We start from the raw sequence: 13,073 nt of genomic DNA on the forward strand, positions 1-13,073 counted from the left end.
GGGAAGTGAGTCTAAATGCTCAGCTCCGGGTGCAGGTCCTTGTACATGATCACGCGGTGTCGCCACGCCGCGAACGTGCTCAGCGCCAGCCCGCCGAGGCCGATGAGCGTGAGTACCACCAGCGCCTGGAGTAGGCGGTGATCCGAGGGCAGCACGCCGAAGAGCGCGTGGCGGAACAGGTCCACGCTGAAGCGCATGGGGTCAATGGTGTGCAGCCACTGGAAGAACCGCGGCTGCATCTCCGGCGGGTAGAGGCCGTTGGAGGCGACGAGCTGGAAGGACATGAGCACCATCACCACCAGGCGGCCGGACGTGGTGCCCAGGAGCGCATTGATGGACTGCACCACCGCGACGAAGACGGCGGAGACGAAGAACATGCCCAGGAGATAACCCACGGGGTGCTGCGGGTGCACGCCGATGAGCGCGGTCTGCACCAGCCACACCAGGGTGGCCTGGATGAGGCCGATGACCACGGCCGGGAGGTAGGACGTCAGGGCGACGCGGAAGGGGGAGGTGCCGGAGTCCATGGCGCGGCGCGAGAGCGGGCGCAGGACCATGAACATGGCCAGGGCGCCGAACCACATGGACAACGAGACAAAGAACGGGGACATGCCCGCGCCGAAGGGCACCTGGTTCTCGGCGACGAGCTCGCGGGTGACGGGTGCGGAGGCGGTGTCGGAGGCCTGGTTGAGGCGATCGCCCTCCCAGCGGGGCACCTGGCCGGAGGCGTCAGACATGGACAGGCGCAGCTGGGAGGTGCCATCGGCGAGGCGGCCGGAGCCGTCGTGCAGCGCGCCCGCCCCCTCGTCGAGGCGGACCAGTCCGGCGGCGAGGTCGTCGGCGCCGATGACGAGCTGTTGGGAGCCGGCGGAGAGCTGGCTGGAGCCGTCGGCAAGCGTCTGCACTCCCACGACGAGGCGGCCGGTGCCGTCAGAGAGGGTGGCGGTGCCGGCGACGAGCTGGCCGCTGCCCTCGCTGAGGCGGCGCAGGCCGTCCGCGAGCTCCTGCGATCCGGCAGCGGCGGTGTCGATTCCCGAGCGGTACTGCGCCTCGGGGTTGGTGAGCTGGTCGGCGATGGTGTGCGCGCCGGCCTGGAGTTCGACGAGCTGCCCCGCGGGAACGGTGGTGCCGGCCGCGACCTGGCCGGCCACCGCGCGGATCTGAGCGGCGGTCTCCGCGGCGCCGGGGAGGCCGGTGTTCTCCACGTCGACCGCGAGCTGTTCCAGCGGCGCGAGCGCGGCCTGGGCCTGCTCCCCCGCGGCGGCGAGACCACCGGCGAGCTGGGCGATCTGGTCCACACCCCCGGCCACGGCCTGCGCGCCCGCGCCGAGCTGGTCGGTGCCGCCCTGCAGCGCGGTCATGCCCTCGGCGAGGCTGTCGGCACCGGTGGAGGCGGTGCCCAGGCCGGCGTCCAGGGTGGCCGCGCCCTCGGCGAGCCGGCCGGCGCCCTCGTCCAGCGCCACGGCGCCGTCCTGCAGTTCGCCGATGCCCGACTCCGCCGCGGAGAGCCCGTCGCGGAGTCGGCCCGCGCCGTCGGCCAGCTGACCGGCCCCGTTGCTGGCGGTACCGGTCCCGTCGGCGAGCTGCGCGGTGCCGTCGTTGAGCTGGTGGGCGCCGTCGTCAAGCTGCCCCGCACCGTCGGCGGCCCGGTCGATGCCGTCGCCCAGGGTGTTGTAGCCGACAAACAGCTGGTCCACGATCTCGTGGCCGATCCGGCGGCCGATGGTGTCGGTCATGATGGTGGTGGCGTTGTTGCCCAGCATGGTGGGGATGAAACCGTTGGTGTTGCTGAGCACCACGTTGATGGTCGCCGGGTGCGGCTGCTCGTCGCGCACGCTGACGGAGGCCGCGGAGAAGTCCTCGGGGATCTCGATGCCCAGGTAGTAACGCCCCTGCGCGATCCCCTCCCTCGCCTCCTCGGCATCGACCTCGACGAAGTTCAGCGCGTGGTTCTCCAGCAGCCCGTCGACGACCTGGTCGCCGGCCTCGACGCGGCCGTCCGGGCCCTCTGCGCCGGTGTCGGAGTTGACCACCGCGACGGGCAGCTGGTCCAGCTCGCCGAAGGGATCGAAGTACGCCCACACGAACATGCCGCCGAAGATCAGGGGCAGCAGGCAGATGACCGCCAGCGCGGCCGGCGGCAGCAGGCCGTGGCCGAAGCGGCGGGTGTCGGAGCCGATGTGAAAGAGCGACATGTCAGGCCTCGGTTCCGGAGAGAAGCGTGACGACGGCCGTTGCCCGCCCATCGTCATCGGAGTTCACCGTCGACGCCACCACGGGCAGGGTCGCGGACAGCCGGTGGAGCCCGGCGAGAATCTGGTCGCGGGCGACGGCGTTCTTGACCTGGTCCAGGTCGTCGACGACGAGGATGTCCGCCTCCGGGCGGGCGATCATTCCCAGGACCACGCGGAGCCGGAAGCGGTCCAGCACCGGGAGATCGCTCGGCGGGGCGGAGGGCCGGATGTCCAGGCCCATGATCTCCGCCCAGCGGGTGTAACGCGTGTCCTCGAGGGCACGCCTCGGCGCGCGGCGAAACGCCGGCTGCTGCCAGGCGATCTGCTCGCGCACGATCTCCTCCGTGGGCACGAGGCGTTCCAGGCGGTCCACCTCGGCGGCCCCGGCGAGCGCCACGTGCGGGAACCGCTGCCGGGGTGTGTCGTAGGTGCCGTGGGCGGTCTCCAGGGCGATGGTTCCTGAGGCGGTGCGCATCCGTCCGGCCAGCGCCAGCGAGAGCGAGGTGGCGAAGTTCTCCCGCTCGTGGTGCAGCAGCGTCAGGCCCGGCGCGGTGTCGAAGGTCAACGCGGGGCCGGACTGCTTCCGGGAGACAATGAGGTCGGTGACGTGGAAACACGCGGCCTGGGCTGGGGGCGCCTCGGGGGTTTCGGTGGATCTGGTGGACACAGGCATTCCTGGTGGTTCAAGGGGTAGCTGCAGACGGCCCTGGTGGCGATCCGGCTAACCGGTAGATAAACTCTCACTTCTTAGACTGAAGATCATGCCCCTCCACCACCCAGTGGTCAACACAACCCCCGGATTCCCCCATGAGAGCTGACGCAGCACGGCGACGCCGCGCGATCATCGAGACCGCGGTGGCGATGTTTCGCACCAACGCCATCGAGGACGTCACCCTCGAGTCCATCGCCGAGCACGCCGGGGTCGGGGTGGCCACGCTCTACCGCAACTTCCCCGACCGCCACTCCCTCCACGTCGCCTGCGGCGCGTTCGCCCTCGAGCGGGTGGCCCAGCGCGCCCGGCAGGCCCGGGAGGAGTTCGCCGAGGATCCGCAGGCGGCCTTCGACAGCTTCATCAAGGACGTCGTCTCCGGCGGGATGGGCACGCTCTTCCCTGCGCTCGCGCCGTCCTCGCTCCGCGATCTCCCCGCCGAGGTCGCCGCGGAACGTGCGCAGCTCATCCGCGAGGCCGACTCTCTCGCCGACCTGGCCATCGAGGCCGAGCTCGTCCCCGCCGACTCCACGTTCTTCAGCGTCGCCGCGGAGCTCGTGGTGATCACCCGCACTCCCCCGGCCAGCGTCCGGGAGATCGACCCGCTGGTCACGGACCGGCTTATCGACGACTGGTTGCTCGCCAAACGCGCCCGGGCCCGCGCCTGACGCCACTACGGTGGTGGGCATGACTGAACCCACCGGACAACGCGCCACCGAGTTCCTCGCCGCCTTCAACGCCATCGAGCAGGAGCTGCGCGACCGGTTGCGCGCCAAGGACAGCGACGGCATGAGCTGGCTGTCGCGGAAGGCGGGCGAGCGGCGGCTGCTCACCCCCGGCGATGCGGGCGATCTGCAGGAGTACTCGCAGCTGCGCAACGCCATCAGCCACGGGGAGTACACGGACGATCTCCGCCCCATCGCCGACCCGCTGCCCGAGACGGTGGCGCATCTCCAGCTGATCCGCAACCGGCTGCTCGATCCCCCGACGGCCCTCGGCGTGCTGGGAAACCAGGAGGTGCGCACCGTCTCCCCGGGCGAGGACATCCGCGAGGTGCTGCACATCATCGCGGGCACGGACATCTCCCAGCTCCCCGTCTACGAGGGCCGGCAGTACGTGGGACTGCTGACCACCAACGTCATCGCCCGCTGGGTGGCGGCCGATCTGGGGGACAACAGCCAACTCGACGCCCGCACGGTGCGCGAGGTCCTGGAGTTCGCGGAGAGCTCGGACTTCGCGGTGTTCCTCCCGCGCACCGCCACCGCCCGGGAGACCATTGACGCGCTCACGCATCCCGACACGCAGAAGCGCCTGCCCGTAGTGGCCATCCTCACCGAACACGGCAAGGACTCGCAGGCGCCCATCCGGGTAGTGGGCAATTCTGACCTGATGGAGCTGGTCAAGGCCGCAGGGGCGTGAGTCTGGGCGGCTCGGGAATAACAACCGTCGATAGTTGTTGACACGTCATATACACTGTAGGTCACCCCCGAGATTAGGAGCACAGCAGCATGCAGTTCGGCATCTTCACCATCGGTGACGTCACCACCGACCCCACCACCGGCACCACCCCGACCGAGGGTGAGCGCATCCACGCGATGACCCAGCTCGCGCTCAAGGCCGAGGAGGTCGGCCTGGACGTCTTCGCCACCGGCGAGCACCACAACCCGCCATTCGTGCCCTCCTCGCCGACGACACACCTGGCCTACATCGCCGCCAAGACGGAGAAGCTCAAACTCACCACCTCGACCACGCTGATCACCACCAATGACCCGGTGAAGATCGCCGAGGACTACGCCTTCCTGCAGCACCTCTCCGGCGGGCGCGTCGACCTCATGATGGGCCGCGGCAACACCGGGCCGGTCTACCCGTGGTTCGGCAAGGACATCCGCGAGGGCATCCCGCTGGCGATCGAGAACTACCACCTCCTGCGCCGGCTGTGGCGCGAGAAGAACGTCAACTGGGCCGGCAAACACCGCACCCCGCTGCAGGGTTTCACCTCCACCCCGTTCCCGCTGGATGAGGTGCCGCCCTTCGTGTGGCACGGCTCGATCCGCTCCGTGGAGATCGCGGAGCAGGCCGCCTTCTACGGCGACGGCTTCTTCCACAACAACATCTTCTGGAACAAGGAGCACACCGCCAAGATGGTGCAGCTCTACCGCAACCGCTACGAGAAGTACGGCCACGGCCAGGCCGATCAGGCCATCGTCGGCCTCGGCGGGCAGTTCTACGTCGCCGACACCGAGGAGCAGGCGAAGAAGGAGTTCCGCCCCTACTTCGACAACGCGCCCGTCTACGGCCACGGCCCGTCCATGGAGGAGTTCACCGAGATGACGCCGCTGACCGTCGGCACCGCCGAGCAGGTCATCGACCGCACCATGCAGTTCGCCGACTGGGTGGGCGACTACCAGCGCCAGCTGTTCCTCCTCGACCACGCCGGCCTGCCCCTGGAGCTCGCGCTCAAGCAGGTGGAGATCCTGGGCACCCAGATCGTGCCCGAGCTGCGCAAGCGCATGGAGGCACGCCGCCCCGAGCACGTGCCCTCCGAGCCGCCGACGCACGCCTGGCTCGCCGAGCACCGCGACAACCCGCACTTCCAGGTCACCCCGGGACAGGAGAACTAATGCCCACCCTCGCAGTCGTCACCGCCGGGCTGTCCACGCCCTCGTCCACCCGCCAGATCGCCGACCAGATCGCCTCGGCGGTCCAGGCGGCGGTTACCACCCGCGGCGAGGGGCTTGAGGTGCAGGTCATCGAGGTTTCCGAGCTCACCAACGACCTGGCCAAGGTCATGACCACCGGCATCCCCTCCCCTGCGCTGGACCGCGCGAAGGAGCAGCTCTCCGCCGCGGACGGCCTGGTGGTGGTCACGCCGATCTTCAAGGCCAGCTACTCGGGGTTGTTCAAGATGTTCTTCGATGCGCTCGACGACGACGCGATCAACGCCATGCCCACCATCATCGCGGCCACCGCCGGCACCGCCCGGCACTCGCTGGCCCTGGAGTTCGCGGTGCGCCCGCTGCTGGTTTACATGCACGCCGACGTCGTGCCCACCTCGCTGTTCGCCGCCACCGAGGACTTCGGCAACTCCGAGGGCGCTGGTTTTACGCGCCGCGTCGGTCGCGCGGCCGCGGAGCTGGCCGAGCGCATGCTCGGCGGCTCGGGCGCGGTCGGCGGTCTCGGCGGCGTGACGGCCGAGGGGCAGTCCGGGGCGCGGCGCCGTAACTCCGGCGTCTCCCCCGACACCGAGGTCACGCCCTTCACGGAGATGCTCAGAGGGTTGGACGGGCGCGGGTAGTTCAGCCGGGCGTTCTACACACTCACAAACTCGGCGGATTCGGGGTGGAATCCGCGGGTTTGTGAGTACTGGGAACGTGGCAGACCCGCGGACGTTCCACGTACTCACAAACTCGGCGGATTCGGCCCACAAACCCCCAAGCCGTGAGTACGTAGAACGCACTGTGACCCGGGGACCCGGGGCCCGCCACCACGCCACGTAGGATGGCCGGGACAACTCGACGGTCACCCCCGTCACCCCAACGTCCAGCAAGGAGTGTGAGATCCACATGACTATCAGCGCAGTCGACCTCTTCAGCATCGGCATCGGCCCGTCCTCATCCCACACCGTCGGCCCCATGCGCGCCGCGCTGAGTTTCATCGACTCCCTGGACACCTTCCCCGCCCGCGTGCGCGTCGATCTGCGCGGCTCCCTCGCCGCCACCGGCCGCGGCCACGGCACGGACCGCGCCACCATCCTCGGCCTGGTGGGCTGGACCCCCACCACCGTCACCGCCGACGTGCGTCCGGTTCTGGGAGAGCCTATCGACGCCCGCGGCCACCTCTCCGGCCCTTCGGGAGAACTCGATTACGAACTCAACATGAACCCCGTCCCGGTCCCCGAGCACCCCAACTGCCTCATCTTCGACGCCTGGGACGCCGACGGAAACGTACTGGCCGAGGGTGTGGAGTACTTCTCCGTCGGCGGCGGTTTTGTCTCCACCCGCCAGGAGCTCGAGGACCAGGGCGCGGGCATCGCGGCCGCGGCGCAGCATGACGAGTCCGTCCCGCACCCGTTCTCCACCTGGGAGGACCTGCGCGCGATCTGCGACGAGACCGGCATGTCCATCGCCGAGGTCATGCTGGCCAACGAGGCCGCCATCCACGGCGACGCCCAGGTCACCCTCGATCACCTCGACACCGTCTGGGACGCCATGCAGGACTGCGTCACCTCCGGCCTCGCGGCCCGGGGAACGCTTCCCGGTGGCCTCGACGTGCGCCGCCGCGCCCCCGACCTGCTGGACAAGCTGAAGAACCGCGACTCCGACGACGTCACCCACGGCCTGCCCGCCATGGACTGGATCAACCTCTACGCCCTGGCGGTCAACGAGGAGAACGCCGCCGGCGGCCGCGTGGTCACCGCCCCGACCAACGGCGCCGCCGGCATCATCCCGGCCGTCATGCACTACGCCAAGGACTTCGTCGGCGCGTTCCTGCGCGAGCGCTCCCGCGAGTTCCTGCTCACGTCGGCGGCGGTGGGCATCATCATCAAGGAGAACGCGTCGATCTCCGGCGCGGAGGTCGGCTGTCAGGGTGAGGTCGGCTCGGCATCATCCATGGCCGCCGCCGGCCTGTGCGCCATCGAGGGCGGCTCCCCGGCCCAGGTCGGCAACGCGGCGGAGATCGCGCTCGAGCACAACCTCGGCCTGACCTGCGACCCCGTCGGCGGACTGGTGCAGATCCCCTGCATCGAGCGCAACGCCATCGGCGGCGTCAAGGCCGTCAACGCGGCGCGCCTGGCGCTCAACGGCGACGGCGATCACCGAGTCACGCTTGACGACGTCGTGCACACCATGGCCGCGACCGGCCGAGACATGCTCACCAAGTACAAGGAGACCTCGACCGGCGGGCTGGCCACGCGCCTCGGCTTCCCGGTGGCACTCACGGAGTGCTAGGCGTTCAGATCTCGCTGATTTTCCCCGTCAGCCAGTCGCGGGCGGCCCCAATTTCCTCGAGCACGGGACTCTGACCGTCCACTACAGTCTCGTCTCTTGCCAGCCGATACCTGTCCTCCCAGCCGTCCATCGGCCTCAGTGGTACCGGCGGCCACGATTGGGCGCGCCGGAAAGCAAAAGTGCGTTCGCAGTAGGTTCGAAGCTTGCTTACGTTCGGCCCTGCGGACCACAGAAGTTGCAGATCGACCAGGTCTTGGGGGCGCTCATCGCCGAGAAAAGTCAGAGCGTGAATCTTCTGCGCAATCTGAAACTCCAGATCAATCAAAAGTACGGGTTGCAGATCTCCGAAGCCGAAGTGCCCATTGAGCTCGATCAACTCCGCATCGACAGTTCTCGAGTGCGATGCGGCTTCTCCGACCTCCGGATCCGCCACCTCAACATCGAGGGAAGACCAGGGCTTTCCCAGAAATTCAAGGGTCACCTTGAACGGGTGCATGAGATACTGGGGTTTTTCCAGGCCAGGGTCGTGCACCGGAAACCGCTTTAGTGAACCCGTGAAAGCCACTCGATCGGGAGCTTCCGGGTTCTTCTTCTTCGCGCCTTTCGACGCAGGCACACTTCCCCAGCCCTCGCGGAGTCGCGTAGCAAAGTCCTCCGTCAAGAGATCGCTGCGATCCGCTGAGAACACGTCGAGATCCGCAGTAGCGCGTGTGCCGGCTTCACCCATGCGTAGCTTGATGCCCATTCCACCCTTGACCGCGACGCCGGAGGGAAGCATCTGCGAGATGATCATCGCGGCGAGCATTCTCCGGACCCTCGCCTCAGATGTCTGATGCATGCGCGCAACGGTCCGCACCCGGTCATTGAGCTGGGCAGTGTTCAGCGGTGGAGTATTCACGATGAATATTCCTTTGTCTGCAACCGAAGCGCCTCGCAGTCTTGTTTGTCCACTAGCCCGAGCCCCATTGCCTGGTCGACCATCGATTCCCATCTCAGAAGTGACGGCCGCCCACGAACATCGGCCAACGCCTGTGCAACAGTTGTCGCCAGGATTCCCTCGTACGACGTCACGTTCTCGTCCGAAATATCAGTCCGTCGCTCAAGTGCCAGCCATTCCGGCAGCGTCCGGCGAACCCGACGTGTGGTGGCGACACGAATCTTCGGAGGATTGAACTGTCCCACTCCGACTAGATCCAAGACGGCCTCACAGTGCAGCATTGCTCGCTCTCCGGCCAGTTTGACCGCGAGGGCCGGTTGGGAAAATCGGGTCAGTGGAACATCCGCGTGCATGTAAACCCCGTTGCCGAAAGAATCCAACGCTTCCCGCTGAGCCAGCTTCCGTAGTTCCACTGCCGGAATTCCTGCTTCCTCAGCGTCACGCACGGTAACTATCCCATGCTGATGTGCAGCGATCTCCCAGAGATCTCGCCGATAGGTCATTGCCCCTCCCCTTTCGTCAAAACCGTACCATATTCGGTACGGTTCTGACGATTTTTCCCCAAGAGGACCTCCGTCGGGTCTTCAAACCCCGAAACGACAGTTCAGCAAACTGCACATGGTCAGCCCCAGTCCACGCCAGGCTTGCCACGACCACCCCGCTCAAGGCCCCGCCCCCTGTCCTTCGAATAGCTTCGGTCGGACACTTCGTGCCCACGAAGTGTCCGACCGAAGCTATTCGAAAGATAGCCCGGGGCACAGAAACCTCGACCACGGTTGCTCGACCACAATGTGCCTGACCCCCGATCCACATTGCGGTCGACAAACCGTGGTCGAACAAACCCCCCGAGAAACTAGCGCCCGAGCCGCGCCACCAGCTCGCCCACCACGGCATCCAGCGACACCGAGGTCTGCGACTGGTCGGCCATGTCCTTGACGGCGACGGTGGAGTCGGCAAGCTCCTGCTCGCCGAGCACCAGCGCGAACCGCGCATGCGACCGGTCGGCACCCTTCATCGCGCCCTTGAGGCCGCGGTCGCCGTAGGACATGTCGCTCGCAACCCCGGCGGCGCGCAGCGCGTCCACCAGCAGCGCCATCCGAACCTTGGCGTCGGCACCGAGCGCGACGCCATAGACGTCGACACGCCGGTCCACGCCGTCCAGAACAACGCCCTCCGCCTCCAGTGCCAGGACGGTGCGGTCGACGCCGAGGCCGTAGCCTATGCCGGAGAGGTCCTGGCCGCCGAGCTGGGCCATGAGGCCGTCGTAACGCCCGCCGCCGCCGATGCCGGACTGGGCACCGAGGCCGTCGTGGACGAACTCGAAGGTGGTCTTGGTGTAGTAGTCCAGGCCGCGGACCATGCGGGGGTTGACCTCATAGGCAACGCCCATTGAATCCAGCAGTCCGGTGACCGTCTCATAGTGCGCGCGGCACGAGTCGCAGAGGTGGTCGAGCATGAGCGGCGCGTCGGCGGTCATTTCGCGGACCTCCGGGCGTTTGTCGTCGAGCACACGCAGGGGGTTGATCTCGGCGCGTCGGCGGGTGTCGTCGTCAAGCGGCAGTTCAAAGAGGAAGGACTGCAGTTTCGAGCGGTAGGCGGGGCGGCAGGTGTCGTCGCCCAGGCTGGTGAGTTCGAGGCGGAAGCCGGTGAGGCCGAGCGCGCGGAAGGAGCGGTCGGCGAGGGCGATGACCTCGGCGTCGAGGGCCGGGTCGTCGATGCCGATGGCCTCCACGCCGACCTGCTGGAGCTGGCGGTAGCGCCCGGCCTGGGGGCGTTCGTAGCGGAAGAAGGGCCCGTAGTAGTTGAGTTTGACGGGCAGCTGGCCGCGGTCGAGGCTGTGCTCGATGACCGAGCGCATGACGCCGGCGGTGCCCTCGGGGCGCAGGGTGACGGAGCGGTCGCCGCGGTCGGCGAAGGTGTACATCTCCTTCGAGACCACGTCGGTGGACTCGCCGACTCCGCGGGCGAAGAGGTTGGTGTCCTCGAAGATGGGCAGCTCGATGTGCTGGTAGCCGGCCAGGTGCGCCTGCCGGGCGAACTCGTCGCGCACGCGTAGGAACGTCGCCGAGACGGGCGGGACGTAGTCGGGCACGCCCTTGGGGGCGGACAGGGCCTGGAACTTCTTCTTGTCACTCACAGGCCCATACCTTACAGAGCGGTCAGGAAGGGGTTGCTCGCACGTTCCGTAGCCATCGTGGTCGTGGGTCCGTGCCCGGGCAGCACCGCCAGCGCATCCGGCAGAGACCACACCGGCCCGCGCAGCGACGCATCCATCGCCGCCGGGTCCGAGCCCGGCAGATCGGTGCGCCCGATGGACCCGCGGAACAGCACGTCCCCGGCGAAGACAAACTCGGAGTGCACCAGCAGGCAGGATCCCGGGGAGTGCCCAGGAGTGTGGCGCACCACGAACGACTCGCCGAAGAAGGACAGCTCGGAGCCGTCGGTGAGGGGGCGGAGGTCGTCGATACGCTCCATGTTCTCCGCGTCGAACAGTGCCCGGGACTGCTCGGACACACCCGCACCCGCCGCGAGCATGAATTCGTCGTCCGGGTGGATGTACACGGGCACACCGAACGCGCCGGCGTCGCGGGTGTGGTCGATGTGGCCGTGGGTGAGCAGGACGGTGTCGACACGCAGGCCCAGCGACATGACACGATCGTAGGAGTGCATGCCCGGGTCGACGACCACGCAGGAGTCCCCGTCGGAGATGACGTAGGTGTTGGTCTTGTAGGGCCCAGCGGCGAATCCGGAGAGCTGCACTACTTCAGCGCCGCCTCGGCACCGTCGTAGTCCGGTTCCTGGCCGATCTCCGGCACGAGTTCGGTGTAGACGACCTTGTGGTCGGTGTCGGTGACCACGACGGCGCGCGCGAGCAGGCCCTTGAGCGGCGAGCCCTCGAGGGTGACGCCGAAGTCCTCGCCGAAGCTGGAGCGGAAGGTCGAGCCGGAGGTCACGCGGTCGATGCCCTCGGCGCCGCAGAAACGTGCGTGGGCGAAGGGCAGGTCGCGGGAGACGCAGAGGACGGCGGTGTCGTCGTGGCGCTCACCGAGCTTGTTGAACTTGCGCACCGAGTGCGCGCACACGCCCGTGTCCACGGACGGGAAAATGTTCAGCACCAGGCGCTTTCCCGCGAAGTCCTCCCGGGTGACCTCCCCGAGCTCGGTGTCCACGAGGGTGAAGTCCGGCAGCGTGTCGCCGACGGCCGGCAGCTCCCCGGAGAGGGACGTGGGGTCATTCTTGAAAGTTACGGTAGCCATGTCCCCCGAGGATAGCCACGCTTATCGACGCCCGCCCAGCGCCCTCGCCGCTTCCAGCACACCCGTCCGCGTTAGACTTGCCCCTGTCAGTAGTCCACTTCTCCACCGAACACGTAGGGACCGGCCACGGATGAGCACCAACCAAGAACGCGGCGACAAAGCCCTGTCCAACCTGGAGCGCGAGCTGAAGTCGCGCGAACGCAAGAATAAGGCCCGCCCCCTCGGCGTCATCGCGGCCTCGGCCGCGGCGATTCTGCTGATCGGCGGTGGCGTCGTCTTTTTCGCCACCCGCGACTCAGGCGAAGAGACCACCGCCCAGGACGAGACGTCCACCTCCGCGGAGAGCACCACGCCGGAGGCGACCTACGAGCCGCTGGCGATGAAGCGCGACACTCCGCTGCCCGCGACCGTGACCTGCGACTACCGCGACACCGGCGAGGAGGCCAACGACGCCACCGTCCCGGCCAAGGACAACATCTCCACCGAGGGCACCGTCACCGTCACCCTGGAGACGAACAAGGGCCCGATCCCCATGGATCTGGACCGTTCCGTCGCGCCGTGCACGGTCAACGCCGTGGAGCACCTCGCCCAGGAGAAGTACTTCGACGACACCGTCTGCCACCGCATCACCACGCAGGGCATCTACGTCCTGCAGTGCGGCGACCCCACGGGCACCGGCTCGGGCGGGCCGGGCTTCGAGTTCGACAACGAGTACCCCACCGATGAGGCCGGCGGTTCCCAGGAGTCCGTGACCTACCCGCGCGGTTCCATCGCCATGGCCAACGCCGGCGAGGGCACCAACGGTTCGCAGTTCTTCCTCAACTACGACGACTCCCCGCTGCCGCCGAGCTACACCTACTTCGGTCAGATCACGGAGGAAGGCTTGTCGACGCTCGATGCCATCGCCGACGCCGGAGCCGACGGGGGCGCTCCCGACGGACAGCCCGCCGAACAGGTCGTCATCGAGCACGCCACGGTGTGATTGTA

Annotated in this window: 13 protein-coding genes; 6 read left to right on the plus strand and 7 right to left on the minus strand. The window is 67.9% G+C overall.

Features of this window, described 5'->3' with window-relative positions; all coding sequences use genetic code 11:
• Window positions 1-11: 11 nt before the first annotated feature.
• Window positions 12-2,195, minus strand: a complete 2,184-nt coding sequence (locus tag CDOO_RS07675; RefSeq protein ID WP_018021757.1) for a YhgE/Pip family protein — start codon at window positions 2,193-2,195, stop codon at window positions 12-14.
• A gap of 1 nt (window position 2,196) precedes the next feature.
• Entirely contained in the window at window positions 2,197-2,901 is a 705-nt protein-coding gene (locus CDOO_RS07680) for a hypothetical protein (RefSeq protein ID WP_018021758.1), read from the minus strand.
• Between the two features lie 140 nt (window positions 2,902-3,041).
• On the opposite strand from CDOO_RS07680, the gene CDOO_RS07685 reads away from it, so the two are divergent.
• From CDOO_RS07685 to CDOO_RS07705, 5 genes are all read left to right on the plus strand, one after another.
• Window positions 3,042-3,611 (plus strand): TetR/AcrR family transcriptional regulator, encoded by a 570-nt coding sequence (locus CDOO_RS07685; RefSeq protein WP_018021759.1) that lies wholly within the window; start codon window positions 3,042-3,044, stop codon window positions 3,609-3,611.
• Window positions 3,612-3,630: 19 nt separating this feature from the next.
• On the plus strand, window positions 3,631-4,362 hold the full coding sequence (locus CDOO_RS07690) for a CBS domain-containing protein (protein ID WP_018021760.1): 732 nt from the start codon (window positions 3,631-3,633) through the stop codon (window positions 4,360-4,362).
• Window positions 4,363-4,451: 89 nt separating this feature from the next.
• The gene (locus tag CDOO_RS07695) at window positions 4,452-5,564 is read left to right on the plus strand and encodes a CE1758 family FMN-dependent luciferase-like monooxygenase (protein ID WP_018021761.1); all 1,113 of its coding nucleotides are present in this window, start codon (window positions 4,452-4,454) and stop codon (window positions 5,562-5,564) included.
• Window positions 5,564-6,238 (plus strand): FMN reductase, encoded by a 675-nt coding sequence (locus CDOO_RS07700; protein WP_018021762.1) that lies wholly within the window; start codon window positions 5,564-5,566, stop codon window positions 6,236-6,238. The genes CDOO_RS07695 and CDOO_RS07700 overlap by 1 nt, the downstream gene beginning before the upstream one ends.
• A gap of 268 nt (window positions 6,239-6,506) precedes the next feature.
• Complete coding sequence (locus CDOO_RS07705) at window positions 6,507-7,892, plus strand: L-serine ammonia-lyase (RefSeq protein ID WP_018021763.1); 1,386 nt, start codon at window positions 6,507-6,509, stop codon at window positions 7,890-7,892.
• 4 nt (window positions 7,893-7,896) lie between these two features.
• On the opposite strand, the gene CDOO_RS07710 is transcribed toward CDOO_RS07705, so the two are convergent.
• From CDOO_RS07710 to tpx, 5 genes are all read right to left on the minus strand, one after another.
• A complete protein-coding gene (locus CDOO_RS07710) occupies window positions 7,897-8,790 on the minus strand; it encodes a nucleotidyl transferase AbiEii/AbiGii toxin family protein (RefSeq protein WP_018021764.1) in 894 nt (297 codons plus the stop codon).
• The gene (locus CDOO_RS07715) at window positions 8,787-9,332 is read right to left on the minus strand and encodes a type IV toxin-antitoxin system AbiEi family antitoxin domain-containing protein (RefSeq protein WP_018021765.1); all 546 of its coding nucleotides are present in this window, start codon (window positions 9,330-9,332) and stop codon (window positions 8,787-8,789) included. Before CDOO_RS07715 ends, CDOO_RS07710 begins: the two co-directional genes overlap by 4 nt.
• 350 nt (window positions 9,333-9,682) lie before the next feature.
• Window positions 9,683-10,966 carry a histidine--tRNA ligase gene (hisS, locus tag CDOO_RS07720; RefSeq protein ID WP_018021766.1) on the minus strand — a complete coding sequence of 428 codons (1,284 nt, stop codon included), beginning with the start codon at window positions 10,964-10,966 and terminating at the stop codon, window positions 9,683-9,685.
• 11 nt (window positions 10,967-10,977) lie between these two features.
• On the minus strand, window positions 10,978-11,589 hold the full coding sequence (locus tag CDOO_RS07725) for an MBL fold metallo-hydrolase (protein WP_018021767.1): 612 nt from the start codon (window positions 11,587-11,589) through the stop codon (window positions 10,978-10,980).
• Window positions 11,589-12,086, minus strand: a complete 498-nt coding sequence (gene tpx / locus CDOO_RS07730) for a thiol peroxidase (protein WP_018021768.1) — start codon at window positions 12,084-12,086, stop codon at window positions 11,589-11,591. Before tpx ends, CDOO_RS07725 begins: the two co-directional genes overlap by 1 nt.
• A 130-nt stretch (window positions 12,087-12,216) precedes the next feature.
• On the opposite strand from tpx, the gene CDOO_RS07735 reads away from it, so the two are divergent.
• Window positions 12,217-13,068 (plus strand): peptidylprolyl isomerase, encoded by an 852-nt coding sequence (locus CDOO_RS07735; RefSeq protein ID WP_018021769.1) that lies wholly within the window; start codon window positions 12,217-12,219, stop codon window positions 13,066-13,068.
• Window positions 13,069-13,073: the final 5 nt, after the last annotated feature.

Source organism: Corynebacterium doosanense CAU 212 = DSM 45436, assembly GCF_000767055.1.
In the GTDB taxonomy this organism is placed as follows: Bacteria; Actinomycetota; Actinomycetes; order Mycobacteriales; family Mycobacteriaceae; genus Corynebacterium; species Corynebacterium doosanense.